Source organism: Amycolatopsis sp. M39 (genome assembly GCF_001651785.1).
In the GTDB taxonomy this organism is placed as follows: Bacteria; Actinomycetota; Actinomycetes; order Mycobacteriales; family Pseudonocardiaceae; genus Amycolatopsis; species Amycolatopsis rubida.
This window is the reverse complement of record NZ_LWSF01000012.1, coordinates 177,963-194,478: the sequence shown is the minus strand read 5'-3', so window position 1 is coordinate 194,478 and position 16,516 is coordinate 177,963. Positions and strand designations below refer to the sequence as shown.

16 protein-coding genes are annotated in these 16,516 nt (G+C 71.6%); 11 read left to right on the top strand and 5 right to left on the bottom strand.

Features of this window, described 5'->3' with window-relative positions:
* Positions 1-148: 148 nt before the first annotated feature.
* Complete coding sequence (locus A4R44_RS25375; protein ID WP_067585662.1) at positions 149-946, bottom strand: hypothetical protein; 798 nt, start codon at positions 944-946, stop codon at positions 149-151.
* A gap of 100 nt (positions 947-1,046) precedes the next feature.
* On the opposite strand from A4R44_RS25375, the gene A4R44_RS25370 reads away from it, so the two are divergent.
* Positions 1,047-2,444, top strand: a complete 1,398-nt coding sequence (locus tag A4R44_RS25370) for an ATP-binding protein (RefSeq protein WP_067585659.1) — start codon at positions 1,047-1,049, stop codon at positions 2,442-2,444.
* Positions 2,444-4,402, top strand: coding sequence for a VWA domain-containing protein (locus A4R44_RS25365; RefSeq protein ID WP_067585656.1), 1,959 nt, complete (start codon positions 2,444-2,446; stop codon positions 4,400-4,402). Before A4R44_RS25370 ends, A4R44_RS25365 begins: the two co-directional genes overlap by 1 nt.
* A 68-nt stretch (positions 4,403-4,470) precedes the next feature.
* On the opposite strand, the gene A4R44_RS25360 is transcribed toward A4R44_RS25365, so the two are convergent.
* A complete protein-coding gene (locus tag A4R44_RS25360; RefSeq protein ID WP_067585712.1) occupies positions 4,471-5,784 on the bottom strand; it encodes a cytochrome P450 in 1,314 nt (437 codons plus the stop codon).
* Positions 5,785-5,900: 116 nt separating this feature from the next.
* Between A4R44_RS25360 and A4R44_RS25355 the strand changes: the two genes are divergently transcribed.
* Both A4R44_RS25355 and mshC read left to right on the top strand, forming a co-directional pair.
* Positions 5,901-6,665 (top strand): MerR family transcriptional regulator, encoded by a 765-nt coding sequence (locus A4R44_RS25355; protein WP_067585653.1) that lies wholly within the window; start codon positions 5,901-5,903, stop codon positions 6,663-6,665.
* An 81-nt stretch (positions 6,666-6,746) separates the two neighbouring features.
* Positions 6,747-7,985: a cysteine--1-D-myo-inosityl 2-amino-2-deoxy-alpha-D-glucopyranoside ligase gene (gene mshC / locus A4R44_RS25350; protein WP_067585650.1), complete on the top strand. Its 1,239-nt coding sequence runs from the start codon at positions 6,747-6,749 to the stop codon at positions 7,983-7,985.
* Positions 7,986-8,055: 70 nt separating this feature from the next.
* On the opposite strand, the gene A4R44_RS25345 is transcribed toward mshC, so the two are convergent.
* The gene (locus tag A4R44_RS25345; protein ID WP_067585647.1) at positions 8,056-9,681 is read right to left on the bottom strand and encodes an ABC-F family ATP-binding cassette domain-containing protein; all 1,626 of its coding nucleotides are present in this window, start codon (positions 9,679-9,681) and stop codon (positions 8,056-8,058) included.
* Between the two features lie 245 nt (positions 9,682-9,926).
* Between A4R44_RS25345 and A4R44_RS25340 the strand changes: the two genes are divergently transcribed.
* The 4 genes from A4R44_RS25340 (at position 9,927) to A4R44_RS25325 (ending at position 13,232) form a co-directional block, all read left to right on the top strand.
* Positions 9,927-10,517 carry a dienelactone hydrolase family protein gene (locus tag A4R44_RS25340; RefSeq protein WP_232791769.1) on the top strand — a complete coding sequence of 197 codons (591 nt, stop codon included), beginning with the start codon at positions 9,927-9,929 and terminating at the stop codon, positions 10,515-10,517.
* 83 nt (positions 10,518-10,600) lie between these two features.
* Positions 10,601-11,185, top strand: a complete 585-nt coding sequence (locus tag A4R44_RS25335) for a helix-turn-helix transcriptional regulator (RefSeq protein ID WP_067585641.1) — start codon at positions 10,601-10,603, stop codon at positions 11,183-11,185.
* Positions 11,182-12,438, top strand: a complete 1,257-nt coding sequence (locus A4R44_RS25330) for an MFS transporter (protein ID WP_067585638.1) — start codon at positions 11,182-11,184, stop codon at positions 12,436-12,438. Before A4R44_RS25335 ends, A4R44_RS25330 begins: the two co-directional genes overlap by 4 nt.
* Complete coding sequence (locus A4R44_RS25325; RefSeq protein ID WP_067585635.1) at positions 12,402-13,232, top strand: metallophosphoesterase; 831 nt, start codon at positions 12,402-12,404, stop codon at positions 13,230-13,232. Before A4R44_RS25330 ends, A4R44_RS25325 begins: the two co-directional genes overlap by 37 nt.
* A 26-nt stretch (positions 13,233-13,258) precedes the next feature.
* On the opposite strand, the gene A4R44_RS48275 is transcribed toward A4R44_RS25325, so the two are convergent.
* Both A4R44_RS48275 and A4R44_RS25320 read right to left on the bottom strand, forming a co-directional pair.
* Positions 13,259-13,501 carry a hypothetical protein gene (locus tag A4R44_RS48275; RefSeq protein WP_157905002.1) on the bottom strand — a complete coding sequence of 81 codons (243 nt, stop codon included), beginning with the start codon at positions 13,499-13,501 and terminating at the stop codon, positions 13,259-13,261.
* Between the two features lie 50 nt (positions 13,502-13,551).
* Positions 13,552-14,463, bottom strand: a complete 912-nt coding sequence (locus A4R44_RS25320) for a PAC2 family protein (RefSeq protein WP_067585632.1) — start codon at positions 14,461-14,463, stop codon at positions 13,552-13,554.
* Between the two features lie 151 nt (positions 14,464-14,614).
* Between A4R44_RS25320 and A4R44_RS25315 the strand changes: the two genes are divergently transcribed.
* From A4R44_RS25315 to hisG, 3 genes are all read left to right on the top strand, one after another.
* Positions 14,615-15,301, top strand: a complete 687-nt coding sequence (locus tag A4R44_RS25315) for an HAD family phosphatase (RefSeq protein ID WP_255366189.1) — start codon at positions 14,615-14,617, stop codon at positions 15,299-15,301.
* Between the two features lie 64 nt (positions 15,302-15,365).
* Positions 15,366-15,629 (top strand): phosphoribosyl-ATP diphosphatase, encoded by a 264-nt coding sequence (locus A4R44_RS25310; RefSeq protein ID WP_027927607.1) that lies wholly within the window; start codon positions 15,366-15,368, stop codon positions 15,627-15,629.
* A 35-nt stretch (positions 15,630-15,664) separates the two neighbouring features.
* Positions 15,665-16,510 (top strand): ATP phosphoribosyltransferase, encoded by an 846-nt coding sequence (hisG, locus tag A4R44_RS25305; protein WP_067585629.1) that lies wholly within the window; start codon positions 15,665-15,667, stop codon positions 16,508-16,510.
* Positions 16,511-16,516 lie beyond the last annotated feature (6 nt).

The window sequence follows — 16,516 nt, the reverse complement described above, 5'->3', positions numbered from 1 at the left end:
CGGCAAGACCAAGAAAACGGACACCAAAGGTTAAAACTTAAGCTCAGGGTTCCCCTCGCGATCCCGCCGCCGTGCGTGAGGGGACCACCCCGCCCACCGCCGCCGCACCCAGCGATCGAGGCAACCGCCCTCCCGCCGGGAACAGGCATCAAACCTGCCGATCGCCCTGCTCGGCAAACACCCGCACCGCCTCATTGACCGAAGCAGTCCGAGCCCCCCGCACCGCCTCAGTCAGCGGCCGCAACGCTTCAGCCCGCTGATTCACCGCCGAAGCCGACAACGCCCCACCCGGGTCATCCGCCCGAGCCACAGCCACAATCGCCGAAATCTCCTCCGCCCGCTGCAACACCCGCAGCGCCCGCCCCGGCGTCCCGGCAGGCCACTCCACCTGAGGCCGGGCCCGCAAATGCGCCGACAACTCCGCCCGGACCCCTGGCCGATCGCTGGCCACATCCAACGTCTGCAGCGCCCCGGCACTGGCCCGGACGGCGTCAGTCAACCCGTGCTCGGCATCCGGCAACGGCTGATACTCCACCGCGACCGGCGCGGGGAGCGAATACACCGTCCACCGCATCAGCCCCTCGGCGATCGGCTCCGGCACCAGCCCGAACGCCAGCCCGCCGAGCACCACCGCCTCGCCGCACCGCAACGCCGCGTCGGCGAACGGGCCGGCACCGCCAAGACCCCGCACATCGCCCGGCACCGGCAGCACCAGCTGGGCGCTCGCCGCCCCCTGCGCCCGCAGTGCGAGCAGCAACTGCACGGGAGTAGCCGCCCGATGGAACGCGAGCGGGAGATCGAACGCGTCGGCCGCGGCGGGATCGGCCGCGACCACGTCGTGGGCCTCGGCCCAGTCCTGCAAGGCGTCGAGGACGTCGTCGGACGCCGCGGCCCCGTTCAGCCACGCGGAGGACCAGACGGCGAGAGTCGCACTGGGTCGGCACACGACCGCGGATTTTACCGGTTCCTCCCGGCTGCGCCGATCCCCGCCCGGCTGGAGCCGCTCCACATCGACGGATGCCGGAACGGTCAGTAGCGTCGAAGGGGTGAACGCTGTTCCCGACGCTCTTCCCCGTACTGCCGGCGAGCTCCGCGCCGCCGGATACGCCCCGCGCCCGATCGCGCGCGAGATCCACGACAACCTGCTCGCCGCGCTGCGCGAGGGCCGCGACGCCTGGCCCGGCATCGTCGGCTTCTCCCGCACCGTGCTTCCCCAGCTCGAACGCGCGCTGCTGGCCGGCCACGACGTCGTCCTGCTCGGCGAACGCGGCCAGGGCAAGACCCGCCTGCTGCGCACCCTGGCCGGCCTGCTCGACGAGTGGACCCCGGTCATCGAGGGCTCGGAACTGGGCGAACACCCGCTCGACCCGATCACGCCCGCCTCGATCCGCCGCGCCGCCGAACTCGGCGACGACCTCCCGGTGGCCTGGCGGCACCGCAGCGAGCGCTACACCGAAAAACTGGCCACGCCGGACACGAGCGTGGGCGACCTGATCGGCGACGTCGACCCGGTGAAGGTGGCCGAGGGCCGCAGCCTCGGCGACCCGGAGACCATCCACTTCGGACTCGTGCCGCGCGCGCACCGCGGCATCGTCGCGATCAACGAACTGCCCGACCTCGCCGAGCGGATCCAGGTCGCGCTGCTGAACGTCATGGAGGAACGCGACATCCAGGTCCGCGGCTACACGCTGCGGCTCCCGCTGGACGTCCTCCTCGTCGCCACCGCCAACCCCGAGGACTACACCAACCGCGGCCGGATCATCACGCCGCTGAAGGACCGCTTCGGCGCGGAAATCCGCACGCACTACCCGCTGGACGTCGGGTCCGAGGTCGCCGTGGTGCGCCAGGAGGCGAACCTCGTCGCGGAGGTCGGCGAGCCGCTGCTGGAGGTGCTGGCCCGGTTCGTGCGCAACCTGCGCGAATCGCCGGTGATCGACCAGCGTTCCGGCGTGTCCGCCCGGTTCGCGGTGGCAGCGGCCGAAACCGTCGCGGCGGCCGCGTTGCGCCGGGCGGCGGTGACCGGGGAGGACCCGGCGGTCGCGCGGCCGGTCGACCTCGAAGCCGTGCCCGCCGTGCTGCGCGGCAAGGTCGAGTTCGAGCCCGGCGAGGAAGGCCGCGAGGTCGAGCACCTCGTGCACCTGATGCGCCGCGCGATCGCGGAAACCGCTCGCGAACGGTTCGCCGGACTGGATCTGCGCCCGCTGTCCGACGCGGTCGCGGACGGCCATCTCGTCGCCACCGGCGAGCGCGTCCCCGGCGCGGAAGTCCTTGCCGCGCTGCCGGAACTGCCGGTGCTGCACGAGGTCGCCCAGCGGGCCGGAGTGTCCGCTGACGAACCGGCGGGCCGGATCGCGGCGGCGGTCGAACTGGCCCTGGAGTCGCTGTTCCTCGCCCGCAGGCTGGCGAAGGACTCCGACGACGGCACGACGGTGTACGGCCAGTAATGCCGCTCTTACCGGAGGGATATTCCTACGGCCCGTGGCACGACGGGCCGGATCCGCTGGCCCCGCCCGCGGACCTGCGGGACGCGCTGGACGAGATCGGCCGCGAGGTGATGGGCGGTTCGTCCCCGCGCTCGGCGCTGGAAGAACTGCTGCGCCGCGGCACCGAAGGCACCGCAGGCCTCGACGAGCTGACCCGTCAGCTGTGGCAGCGCCGTTCGCAGATCCAGCGGCGGCACCGGCTGGACGGCACGCTCCAGGAAGTCCAGCAGCTGCTGCGGGACGCACTCCAGGCCGAGCGCCGGGAACTGTTCCCGGACCCCGACGACGAGGCCCGCTTCCGCGAAGCCCGGCTGGACGCCCTGCCGCCCGGCACCGCCGCCGCCGTGCGCGAGCTGAACGAGTACGACTGGCGTTCGGACGAGGCCCGGCAGAAGTACGAGCAGATCCGCGACCTCCTCGGCCGCGAGATGCTGGACGCGCGGTTCCAGGGCATGAAACAGGCGATGCGGAACGCCGGCCCGCGGGACGTCGAGCGGATCAACCAGATGCTCGGCGACCTCAACGCGCTGCTGTCCGCGCACGCACAGGGCGCGAGCGACATCGGCGAACGCTTCAGCGAGTTCATGCGGCGGCACGGCGAGTTCTTCCCGGAGAACCCGCGGAACGTCGACGAGCTGATCGACGTGCTGGCCGCCCGTTCCGCCGCCGCGCAGCGCATGCTGAACTCGATGTCCGAACAACAGCGGGCCGAACTGGCCGAGCTGGCGCGGCAAGCCTTCGGCGATCCGAGGCTGGCGCAGCAGCTGTCCGCTTTGGACTCCCAGCTGCGCGCGTTGCGGCCGGGGGAGGACTGGACCTCGTCCTCGCGCTTCCGCGGCCAAGACCCGCTGGGGCTCGGCGAAGGCGCGCAGGCAATGGCCGACCTGGCGGAACTGGACGCTCTCGCCGAGCAACTGGGCCAGTCGTATCCGGGCGCGCGCCTGGAAGACATCGATCTGGAAGCACTGGAACGCCAGCTCGGTCCGGACGCGGGCGTCGATGCCCGCCGCCTGTCCGAGCTGGAGCGTGAACTGCGTCAGCAGGGCCTGTTCGAGCGTGCGGCGGACGGCACCTTGCGGTTGTCTCCCAAGGCATTGCGCCGCCTGGGCGAGACCGCACTGTCCGATGTGGTCAATTCGCTGCGCGGCAAAACCGGGGAGCGCGAGACCGAATCCGCGGGCGCGGCGGGCGAACCGACCGGTTCGAGCCGTCCGTGGCGGTTCGGTGACCTGCAGCCCTGGGACGTTCCGCGAACAGTGCGCAACGCCGTGCTGCGCTCCACCGCGGCCGGCGCGGGGAGTGTGCGCCTCGACGTCGAGGACGTCGAGGTCATCGAGACCGAACACCGCTCCCGAGCCGCGGTCGCGCTGCTGGTGGACACGTCGTGGTCGATGGTCCAGGAGGGCCGCTGGCTGCCGATGAAGCGCACCGCGCTGGCCCTGCACCAGCTGATCAGCACCAGATTCCGCAACGACGCCCTGCAGCTGATCACCTTCGGCCGCTACGCGATGCCGGTGGAGCTGCCGGAGCTGGTCGGCTTGGAAGGCACCTGGGAGCAAGGCACCAACGCCCACCACGCGCTGCTGCTGGCCGGACGCCATCTGCGGCGGCATCCGGACGCCCAGCCGGTGGTCCTCATGGTCACCGACGGCGAACCCACCGCGCACCTGGAACCCGACGGCGAAGCGGAATTCTCCTACCCGCCCGAACCGGCGACTATCCACAAGACACTGTCCGAAGTGGACAGGATCGCCAAACTGGGCGCGTCGGTGACCGTTTTCCGGCTGGGCGACGACCCGCGTCTGGAAGCCTTCGTGGACAGCATCGCCCGCCGCTCCGGCGGCCGGGTCGTGGCCCCGGACCTGGACGGCCTCGGCGCGGCGGTAGTAGGCGACTACCTCCGCACCCGCCGCCGCTGACCTGCTCCGCGAAGGTCCGTCCCGGGCTCCTTGGGGAATCCGATTCCCTCAAGGAGCCCGGCACGGGCTTACCGGCGGTGCACCATGATCCGCGCGCCGTCGCCGGGCACGAGCGTGATGTGCCGGGTCTTGACCCGCTCCGGGCGAGGGCTGGGCGCGCTGACCCGGTACCGCGCGAACAGCTCCCGCAGCACAATTGTCGCCTCCAGCAACGAAAACCCCGCCCCGAGACAGCGCCGCGCGCCGCCGCCGAAGGGGAACCAGCTGCCCGTGGGCGGGCCGCTGCCGAGGAACCGCGCCGGATCGAACACCTCCGGCGAGGGATGGTGCTCCGCGTCCGCGTGAATCATCGAAATCGAGGGCAGCACCATGTATCCGGCCGGAACCGTGTAGGGCCCGACCTGGACATCCTTCGTGAGCTTCCGCGAAACCTCGGAGATGATCGGCCGCAGCCGCATCGCCTCCTTCGCGACGGCTTCGAGGTACTTCTCGTCGCCCTCGTCAGCGGCGCGGGCGGCCGCCGCGGCGGTGACCGGATCCCGGGCCAGCTCGTGCAGCGCCCAAGCCAGCGCGGTCGCCGTGGTCTCATGCCCGGCCAGCAGCAACGTGATCAGCTGGTCGCGCAGTTCGAGGTCGCTGAGCTGATCGTCCCCGGGCACGGTCAGCAGCCGGGACAGCACGTCGGTCCGCTCCGCCAGATCCGGTGCCGCGCGCCGCTCCGCGATTTCCGCGTACAGCAGCTGGTCGACCCGTTGCTGCCGTTCCCGGTTCCGCCGCCACGGCCCGAACTTCTGCAACGCCGGACTGTGCCAGCCGAACAGGTCGAGCGCGCTGATGTCGATGACCTGCTCCAGCGCCACGCGCAACTCCGCCAGCCGGGGTCCGTCGGCCACGCCGAAGACGACCCGCAGGATCACTTCCAGCGTCAGCGCCCGCATCCGGTCGTGCACCCGGAACGCCCGGCCCCGCGGCCACCGCTCCAGCTCCGCGACCGTCAGCTCGGTGACCATGTCGCGGTATCCGCGCATCGCCGCGCCGTTGAAGGCGGGCATCAGCAGTTTCCGCGCCCTGCGGTGCTGCTCCTCGTCGGTGAGCAGCACGGAATGCTCGCCCAGCATGGGTTTGAGCACCATGTTCCCCTCGCCGGCATGGAACGTCTCGACCGGACCGGCGAAGATCTCGCGGACCAGGCCGAGGTCGCCGACCAGCACCACCGAACGCTCCGGGTACAGCTTCAGCCGCACGACGTCTCCGTAGCGCCGTCGCAGCAGCGGCAGCAGGGAGTTGCGGAAAGCGCCGAAAAGGACGGTTTGGACCGCGAGCGGGAGGCGCGGGCCGGGCGGAAGCGCGGAATGGGCGCGGACGGGCGTGCGCAGAGCCATGCTTCGTTCGTACTCGCGCCCGGCGGCGGTGTCCACCAGACTTGACCCTCACGCGACGTGAGGCGCGATCGTGGGTTCTCGCAAGGGCCATTCGGCCGAAGAAACGGGGGAGAGCGATGGGCTACCGGGTGGGCGAGGCGGCGGCGCTGGCCGGCGTCACCGTGCGCACGCTGCACCACTACGACGAGATCGGGCTGCTGTCGCCGAGCGGGCGGACCGCGTCCGGCTACCGGCGTTACGACGGCGCCGATCTCGACCGGCTGCAGCGGATCCTGCTCTACCGGGAGCTGGGCTTTCCCCTGGAGACGATCGCGTCGGTGCTCGCGGAGCCGGGGACCGACGCCGGCGCCCACCTGAAACGGCAGCGGGAGCTGCTGGTGGCGCAGGCGGACCGGATCGAGCGCATGGTCGCGGCCGTCGATCGATTGCTGGAGGCGAGAGCCATGGGCAACGCGTTGACGCCCGAGGAGAAGTTCGAAGTGTTCGGCGGGTTCCGGGAGCCGGAAGGCTACGCGGAGGAGGCCGTGCGCCGCTGGGGAGCAACACCGGAGTGGCAGCGGGCGCGGCTGCCGGAGACCAGGCAGGAATGGGCCGAGGCGGAGCGGCAGCGGAAGGACTGGGTGCGCCGCCTGGTCGCGCTGGCCGGCGAAGGCGTGCCCGCGGACAGCCCGGCGGCCGGCCAGCTCGCCGAGGAGCACCGGGCGATGCTGTCGGCGGCGATGGGGGAGTGCGGGTACGAGATGCAGCAGCGGATCGCGGACCTGTACGCGGACGAGCCCGCGCAGCTGGCGTTCCTCGTCCGGGAGGACGAGCAGCGGCCCGGCATCGGGGCGTACGTGCGTGACGCTGTCCGGGCGAACGCCGTGCGACAGCGGGCCTGATCGCTCCGGTGGGAGGGACACCACAGTTGTCTCTCCCACCGGGTGGGATAACGGACAGACGTCACGCTTACAGTCGGAGGCATGCAGACTTGGTCATCCGTCGCCGTGCCCCGGCTGCCCGGCACGCCCCGCCCCCTCCGGCTCCACGACACCGCGACCGGGCAGGTCCGCCCGACGGCGCCCGGCGCCGCTGCCCGGATGTACGTCTGCGGCATCACCCCCTACGACGCCACCCACCTCGGCCACGCCGCCACCTACCTCGCGTTCGACCTGGTCAACCGGGTGTGGCAGGACAACGGGCACGAGGTGCACTACGTCCAGAACGTCACCGACATCGACGAGCCGCTGCTGGAGCGCGCGGAACGCGATTCGGACGACTGGATCGTGCTCGGCATGCGCGAAACGGCGCTGTTCCGCGAGGACATGGAGGCGCTGCGGGTGCTGCCGCCGCGCGAGTTCGTCGGCGCGGTCGAGGCGATCCCGGAGATCGTCGAGGTCATCGCGAAGCTGCTCGCCGACGGCAGCGCCTACCGTGCGGACGACGCCGAGTTCCCGGACGTCTACTTCGACCACGACGCGACCGGCCGGTTCGGCTACGAGTCGAACTACGACGCCGAGACCATGGCGAAGTTCTTCGCCGAGCGCGGTGGCGACCCGGACCGTCCCGGCAAGCGGCACCCGCTGGACGCGCTGCTGTGGCGCGTCGCGCGCGAGGGCGAGCCGTCGTGGGAGTCGGAACTGGGCGCCGGACGGCCGGGCTGGCACATCGAATGCAGCGCGATCGCGGTGAACCGCCTCGGGCTCGGGTTCGACGTGCAGGGCGGCGGGTCCGACCTGATCTTCCCGCACCACGAGTACAGCGCCGCGCACGCCGAGGCGGTCGCCGCCGACCACCCGTTCGCCCGCCACTACGTGCACGCCGGGATGATCGGGCTCGACGGCGAGAAGATGTCGAAGTCGCGCGGCAACCTGGTCTTCGTGTCGCGGCTGCGCGCCGACGGCGTCGACCCGGCGGCGATCCGGCTCGCGCTGTTCGCCGGGCACTACCGCGAGGACCGGGCGTGGACCGGCCAGCTGCTGGCCGACGCGCAGGACCGGCTGGCCCGCTGGCGCGAAGCCGTCGCGCTGCCTGCCGGACCCGACGCGGGGGACACCGTGGCGCGGCTGCGCGACCACCTCTCCGACGACCTGAACACGCCGAAGGCCCTCACGGCGATCGACGCGTGGGTCACCTCGGCGCTGCGCCGCGACGGCACCGATCAGGCCGCTCCGGGCCTGGTCAAGGAGGCCGTGGACGCGTTGCTGGGCATCGTTCTCTGAGTTTGCGGGGACCGGGCAGCGGCCGGAACGCGCTTCCGGCCGCTGCCCGCCGACTTGATTGTATAACGACCTATACATCCTGGCGCCGGCCATCGGCCAGCACCAGGTGGTCGCCTTCCCAGCGACGACGCAACCATCGGTCATGCGAAGCAAGGACAACCGCGCCCGGAGCGCTGTCGAGCGCTTCGGACAATTCCTCGGCGAGGCTGAGCGACAGGTGGTTGGTCGGCTCGTCCAGCAACAGCACGTCCGGCGGCTCCGCGAGCAGCACCGCCAGCGCCAACCGGCGACGCTGGCCTACTGAAAGCTCGCCGACCGGACGGTCGTGTTCCCTCGGCGGCAGCAGCCCGAGCGTGGACAGCGACGGTGCGCCTTCCCCGGCCGCGGCGCGGTACACCTCGTGCGCGGTCCGCTTGGGCCGGGCGAACGTGACGTCCTGTTCCAGCAACCCCACTCGCACGCCGGGTCCGAAGTGGACGGTTCCGGCCGGCGGCGTGAGCTGACCGGCCAGCACCGACAGCAGCGTGGACTTGCCCGCCCCGTTGCCGCCGGTCACGAGAAGCCGCGCGCTGCGGTCCACGTCCAGCTCGTCCAGCTGCACCCGGCCCGGAACGGCGACGCCGCGCACCGACACCGCCGGGCCTTCGCCGCTGGTGCTCGCGGTGAGCGCGGCCCGAAACCGCAGTGGCGCAGGGGGTTTGCGGACCTGCTCGCGCTCCAGCGTGTCGAGCTTGAGCTGGGCGTTGCGGACGCGGCGGGAAATCTGCTTCTGCACGCGACCGGTCTTGAAGTCGTAGAGCATCTTCGCGTTGTCCCGCGGCGCACGGTTGTGTGCGACGCGGCGCGCGGTTCCGTGCACGGATTCCCGCAGCTGCTTGAGTTCCTCCTGTTCTTCGGTGAACCGCTGTTCCCAGCGGGCCCGTTCGGCCTTCTTCTGGCCGAGGTAGTCGGTGTAACTGCCGCCGTAGCGCGTCGCGCCGCCGACGCGGCGGTCCGCCGGGACCGGGTCCAGGTCCACGATGTCCGTGCAGACCGCGTCGAGGAAGACGCGATCGTGCGAGGACAGCACGACGACGCCGGTCAATTCCGCGAGATGGCGTTCGAGGAATTCCATGGCGTCGTCGTCGAGGTGGTTGGTCGGTTCGTCGAGCAGCAGGATGCGCGGCCGCCGCACCAGCAGCGCGGCCAGCCCGAGCCGCGACCGCTGGCCGCCTGAGAGGGTGTGCAGCCGCCGGTCGTGCCTGATGTCGCCGAGCCCGAGACCGGCGAGGACGAGATCCGCGCGCCGGTCCGCGTCCCACAGGTCGTGGGCCTGCGCCCATTCCAGGACGTGGCCGTACTCGCTGAGCACCTCCGGGTCGTCGGGACGCTCGGCGAGCGCGGCGGCGAGCTTGCCGAGCGTCGCCGCGGCGGTGCGGATCTCGGCGAGCGCCTCGTCGAGAACGTCGGAGACCCGTGCGGTGCCGGCGAACGGCAGCTCCTGGAAGAGGAAGCCGAGATCGCCGTGCCGCACGACGTCGCCGCCGCGAGGGACTTCAAGCCCGGCGAGCAGCCGGAGCAAGGTGGATTTCCCGACGCCGTTCTCGCCGACGAGACCGATCCGCCTCCCGGGCGACGCGACGAGCGAAACGCCGTTGAGGACGGTGCGGGCGCCGTAGCCGAAAACGAGGTCGGAGGCGTGCAGGACAGTAGACATGAGTGAGCACCGGGCCTTCGCGGTGGAAGCAAAATCCCCGACGGGCAACGCGCGGCTTCCCGGGAGCAGGGCTCGACCGGGAGCGGCCTCGATGCGGGGAGGGCTCGGTTCAGCTGTCCATGATGGCCGGGAGCATAACCCGGAGCGCGCCCTGCCCGGCAACTGGTTTTCCGCGGAGATCGGCCAGCGCTGGTCAGGATGCCTGCTGTGGCTAGTGTTGCCGGACGTTTCCGATAACCGCTTCAGTGACTGAGGGGATCGCCGACATGGCTGAAGTCGTGCTGTACCACCACATCCAGGGGTTGACCGACGGAGTGCGGAGCGTGGCCGACGAGCTGCGCCGGGCCGGGCACACGGTGCACACGCCCGATCTGTTCGAGGGCCGGACCTTCGCCGGCATCGAGGACGGGTTCGCGTTCGCCCGCGAAGCCGGGGTCGAGCGCTTGCGAGAGCGGGGGATCGCCGAAGCCGCGGCGCTGGGGCCCGAACTCGTGTACGCCGGGTTTTCGTTCGGCGTCACCATCGCGCAGCGGCTCGCGCAGACCGTCCCCGGCGCGCGCGGTGCGCTGCTCATGGACTCCTGCCTGCCGGTCACGGCGTTCGGGCCGGCCTGGCCGGCCGGCGTGCCGGTCCAGATCCACGGCAAAGAGAACGACGAGTTCTTCGAGGAGGACCTGCCGGCGGCCCGCGAACTCGTCAGCTCGGCGCCGCGGGCGGAGCTGTTCGTCTATCCGGGCGACCAGCACCTCTTCGCGGACTCCTCGCTGCCCGCCTACGACCCCAAGGCGGCCGGAGCGCTCATGGAGCGCGTGCGCGCTTTCCTCGCCTCGGTGTAACCGGGGCGGCTTGACGCCGGGACCGCGGCCTGCAACTCTGAAAGAATCGTTTCGAAAGAAACCCTTCAGAGTTTGGACGGCCGATGACTGAACTGCCCCCGCGCAAGCGGGTCGACGACGTCGAGCTGCTGCGGGCCCTCGCGCACCCGCTGCGATCGGCGCTGGTGCACCACCTGATGGCAGTCGGCCCGTCGACCGCCAGCGAATGCGCGGACGCGGTCGGCTCGACGGCGTCGAACTGCAGCTGGCATCTGCGCAAACTGGCCGAACACGGGCTGGTCGAGCGAGCCGAGGGCGGCGACGGCCGGGAGCGGCCGTGGCGGGCCTGCCAGGTCGGGCTGGTGCTCGGCGGCCCGGGCGGCGACCCGGCGCTCGCGGCCGCGCGGCTGGCGGTCACCGGCACCGAACTGGCCGAAGAACAGGAGCTGACCCAGCGGTACCTCGACACGGTCGAGCAGCTCGACGAGGACTGGCGCGAGACGGGCGGGTTCTTCTCCTACGGGCTGAACGCGACGCCCGGGGAAGTCGCCGCGCTGACCAAGGCGATCGACGACCTGATCCGGCCGTACGTGAGCACGATCCGCGAGGACGCGCCCGCGGACGCCCGCGCGGTCTTCCTCGGGATGCGTGCCTTCCGCCGGATCGGGCACGACGGGAAACCGGCATGAGACGGCTGCTGGCCGCACCGGGATTCGCCCGGCTCTGGGTCTCCGCGTTCTTCGGCGAGACCGCCGAGTGGATGCTGCAGGTCGCGCTGCCGGTGTACCTGTTCGTCCGCACCGGCTCCGCGGTCACGACGGCGTTGAGCATCGTGCTCGGACTGCTGCCCGCGGTGCTGCTGAGCCCGGTCGCGGGGATCGTCGCCGACCGGTGGGACCGCCGGGTCGTGCTGGCGGCGGTGTGCGCCGGGCAGGCGGTCGTGGTGCTGCCGTTGCTGGTCGGTTCCGAGCTGCCGGTCGCGGCGGTCTACGCGGTGATGGCGGCGCAAGCGGGGCTGGCGTCGGTGTTCGAACCGGCGCGCAGTGCGCTGGTGCCGGAGCTGGTGGGCGTCGAGGACGTCACGCCGGCGAACGGGCTGATGAGCGTGAACGGCAGCGTCGCGCGGCTCGCGGGCGGCTGGGCCGGGGGAGCGTTGCTGGGCTGGGGCGGGCTGGACCGCGTGATCGTCGGCTACCTCGTCGCGCTCGCGGTCGCGGGGATGCTGCTCGCGTTCCCCTTCCGCCGGGTGGCGGTGCGCGAGACCGCGCCCGAACAGGCGGACTGGCTCGCGGGCGTCCGGGATCTGGCGGGCAAGCGGCTCCGGGCGACGAGCGTGTCGGCGCTGCTGACCTCGCTCGCGCAGGGCATGTTCCTGGTGCTGTTCGTGGTGTTCGTGCTCGACATCCTGCGCGGCAGCGAGGCCGACGCCGGGCTGTTGCGCGGCGTGCAGGCGATCGGCGGCCTGGCCGCCGGGTTCGCGGTGGCGACGCTGGCGCGCCGGGTCGCGCCGGTGCTGCTGCAGGGCTGGGGGCTGGTCGCCGCGGGGCTGATGTCGGTGGCGATCTGGAATCTGCCGGGCGCGACCACGGCGCTCGGGGTGTACGCCGGGCTGTTCATGGCGGTCGGCGCGCCCGCCGTGGTGGCCGGGGCCGGGCTGCTGTCGCACGTGCAGGCGGAGACCGGCCCGGACCGGGCGGGACGGGTGCTGAGCACGGTGTACGCGCTGATGGCCGCGGGGACGGCGGCCGGTTCGCTGCTGGCCGGCGCGCTCGTCGCGGTGACCGGGCCGACAGTGCTGCTGAACGTGCAGGCAGGCCTCCACGTGAGCGCCGGGCTGGTCGTTCTGGGGTGGGGGAATGGGCGGTTCCGGCGCTCCCGGGCGCGGAAAGTCGTTACGGTGGACAAGTGCCGTCTCTCTTCGCCACCAGCGACCTCCACGTGACCCACGAGGGCAACGGCCCGATCGTCGACCAGGTCGTGCCCGACGATCCCGGCGACTGGCTGCTCGTCGCCGGCGACGTCGCCGAGTCCGCCAAGGTCATCCGCGAAACGCTCGCGAGACTGCGCGAGCGGTTCGCGAAAGTCGTGTGGGTCCCGGGCAACCACGAGCTGTGGACCACGCCGAACGACGCGTGCCAGCTGCGCGGCCAGGCGCGGTACGAATTCCTCGTGGAGCAGTGCCGCGAGATCGACGTTCTCACGCCCGAGGACGAGTTCCCGGTATGGGACTTCGGCCCGGAGCCGCTGACCGTCGCACCGCTGTTCGTGTTCTACGACTACAGCTGGCGCACCCCGGCGACCGAGGGCAAGACCCGCGAAGAGGCGCTCGCGCACGCTCGCGAGATCGGCGTCGTGTGCACCGACGAGTACTACTTGCATCCGGACCCGTACGCATCGCGCGCGGCCTGGTGCGAGCAGCGTTTGAAGATCAGCCGCGACCGGCTGGACGCGCTCCCGGCCGGCCGCCGCACGATCCTGATGTCGCACTGGCCGCTGCACCGGCATCCGACAAACCCGTTGTACTACCCTGATTTCGCGCTCTGGTGCGGCACCACGCAGACCGAGGACTGGCACCTGCGCTACCGAGCCGAGCTGGCCGTGTACGGGCACCTGCACATCCCGCGCACGACCTCCGCGGACGGCGTGCGGTTCGAGGAAGTCTCGCTCGGCTACCCGCGCGAGTGGCGGAAGCGGGAGCGCGGCGCGGTTCCGGTGCGGAAGCTGCTCACCGCCTGAGCGCGACCGGCTCGCCCGTCAGGGGATCAGCCGAACGAGAGGCGCTCGCCGCGACCTGCGCCGGGACACCGCGTAGTCCATGCAGACGCCAAACCATCCGCGTTCACCGGCGAGACCGAGGCCGCCGCCGCCGCGGTGGTCGCGGCGAGCACTGCCGCCACGAGAGCCTTGCCGAACACCTGGTCCGCGCGACGTCGCTCGCGCCAGGCCGGTCGACGAGACGGGCTCGGCACGGCACGGCACCAGAGCGGCGCGATCGGCGCCGTCATTCGGGCGAGCGGCCCGGTGCGTCCGCTCGCGGGGGTGGCTCGTGAGCGGGTCAGCGGAGGCCGAACCCGCCGTCCTGCCCTGGCCGGCGGCGGCGCAGGTAGCGCTCGAACTCGGCGGCGATCTTGTCGCCCGAGACCTCCTCCATGGTGAAGTCGGTCTCGGCGTCGCCGCGTTCCTCAAGGCCGCGCACGTACTCGCTGATTTCCTCGTCCTCGTCGGCCATCTCGCTGACCGTCTGCTGCCATTCCTCGGCCTGCTCCGGCAGCGCGCCCAGCGGGATCTCGACGTCGAGGACGTCCTCCAGCTTGTGCAGCAGCGCCAGCGTGGCCTTCGGCGACGGCGGGTGCGAGACGTAGTGCGGGACCGCGGCCCAGATCGACACCGCCGGAATGCCGGCCTGGACGCAGTAGTCCTGGAGGATCCCGACGATCCCGGTCGGGCCCTGGTAGTTGTTCACCTCGAGCCGGTACTTGCTCGCGGTGTCCTTGTCGTAGGCCGTTCCGGTGACCGGGACCGGCCGGGTGTGCGCGGTGTCGGCCAGCAGGGCGCCGAGCGCGACCACCATCGCCACGTCCAGCTCCTGCACGTGCTCGACGATCTCCGCGCAGAACTTCCGCCAGCGCATGTTCGGCTCCGGGCCCTGCACCAGCACCAGGTCGCGGTCGAAGCCCTCGGGACGGCACACCGACAGCCGGGTGGTCGGCCATTCGACCCGCCGGGTGATGCCGTCGACCATCTTCACCATGGGGCGGCTGACCTGGAAGTCGTAGTAGTCGTCCGGCTCGAGCTCGGCCAGCGGGGTCGCGTCCCAGGAAAGCTGGAGGTGTTCGATCGCCTGGCTGGCCGCGTCGCCCGCGTCGTTCCAGCCCTCGAAGGCCAGGATCATGATCGGGCGCTGGGCATCGGTGCGGTCCTGCTCCGGGTCGCCGGGCCGCGGGGTGTCGTCGACAGGCTCACTCACCTGACCAGCCTACGGCCTCGGCCGCCTACGCTGCGCGGCGTGTCCGCCCCCGCGTGTCACGGGACGGGTGTGGCCCCGCTCACGGCGGTCGGCGTGGGACGCTGGAGGCGAGCGCGCCCGGCCGGGGCGCCGCACCGGACAAGGAGAAACTGTGACTGCACCGTCCTCTTCGGACGGACTGGCGGCTGTCCTCTGGGACATGGACGGCACCCTCGTCGATTCCGAGAAACTGTGGGACGTCGCGCTGTACGAGGCCGCCGAGGCGCTCGGCGGCACGCTTTCGGAGGAAGTCCGGATGACGCTCGTGGGGTCCAACATGGACGCCACCGCCACCGTGCTGCTGGAGCAGACCGGCCGCCCGGTCACCCCGGAAGCGGTCGCGGAAACGGGGGAGTGGATCCGCCGCCGCACCGCCGGGCTGTTCGACGACGCGCTGCCCTGGCGGCCGGGCGCGCGCGAGGCGCTGGCCGCGGTCCGCGCGGCCGGGCTCAAGTCCGCCCTGGTCACCTCCACCGAACGGGCGCTGACCGAACTCGCGCTCGACACGATCGGGCGGGATTTCTTCGACGTCACGGTCTGCGGCGACGAGGTCGGCGGCCAGAACAAACCCCTCCCGCGGCCGTACCTGAAGGCCGCCGAACTGCTCGGCGTGGCACCGGACCGGTGCGTCGCGGTCGAGGACTCGCCGCCGGGCGCGGAATCGGCCGAAAGCGCTGGCTGCGCGGTGCTCGTCGTGCCCAACGACGTGGCCGTCCCGGACGGTCCGCGCCGGGTGTTCCGCACGTCCCTGGCCGGAGTCGGCGTGCCCGAACTGGCGGCGCTGCTGCCGTCGCTGTGACCTCGGCGGCTTCCGGGTCACCCGGAACGGCGCGGACGAGCGCGGGATGAAAGGATCCGGCCCCGTGAAGACCTTCGATGAGCTGTTCGCGGAGCTTGCCGAGCGCGCGCGTACCCGTCCCGACGGGTCCGGCACCGTCGCCGCACTGGACGCCGGAGTGCACGCACAGGGCAAGAAGGTGCTCGAAGAGGCGGGCGAGGTGTGGATCGCCGCCGAGCACGAATCCGACGACCGGCTGTCGGAGGAGATCTCGCAACTGCTGTACCGGGTGCAGGTGCTCATGCTCGGCCGGGGAATCTCGACCGAGGACGTGTACCGCTACCTGTGACGCGCTCGCGCACCGGAGACCGAGGAGAAGAGCGAATGCTGCGTGTTGCCGTGCCGAACAAGGGAGCCCTCGCCGCCGCGTCGGCGGAGATGCTTTCCGAGGCGGGCTACCGCAAGCGACATGACGGCAAGGACCTGACCGTGCTCGACCCGGTCAACGAGGTCGAGTTCTTCTTCCTCCGGCCGAAGGACATCGCCATCTACGTCGGTTCCGGCGACCTCGACCTCGGCATCACCGGCCGCGACCTCGCGCTCGATTCGGGAGCGCCGGTCGACGAGGTGCTCGCGCTCGGGTTCGGCGCCTCGACGTTCCGCTACGCCGCACCGGCCGGACGGGACTGGAAACCGGCTGACCTGCACGGCAAGCGGCTCGCGACGTCGTACCCTCGGCTGGTCCGCGACGATCTCGCGCGCCACGGGGTCGAGGCCGAGGTCATCCGGCTCGACGGCGCGGTGGAGATCTCGATCCAGCTCGGGGTCGCGGACGCGATCGCGGACGTCGTCGAGTCCGGACGATCGTTGCGGCAGCACAATCTCGTCGCGTTCGGGGAGCCGATCTGCAGGTCCGAGGCGGTCTTGCTGCAGCGGGCCGGCAGCGAAGGCTCCCGGGCCAAGGCGCAGCTCGCGGCCCGGCTGCAGGGCGTGGTTTTCGCGCAGCACTACATGATGCTCGACTACGACTGCCCGCGCGACATCCTGGAGCAGGCCATTTCGATCACGCCGGGCCTGGAGTCGCCGACGGTGGCGCCGCTGGCGGACGAGAAGTGGGTCGCGGTGCGGGCGATGGTGCCGCGCAAGGAAGTCAACCGGATCATGGACGAGCTGGCCGAAACCGGCGCGAAAGCCGTGCTGGCCTCCGACATCCGGTCCTGCCGACTCTGATAGCGG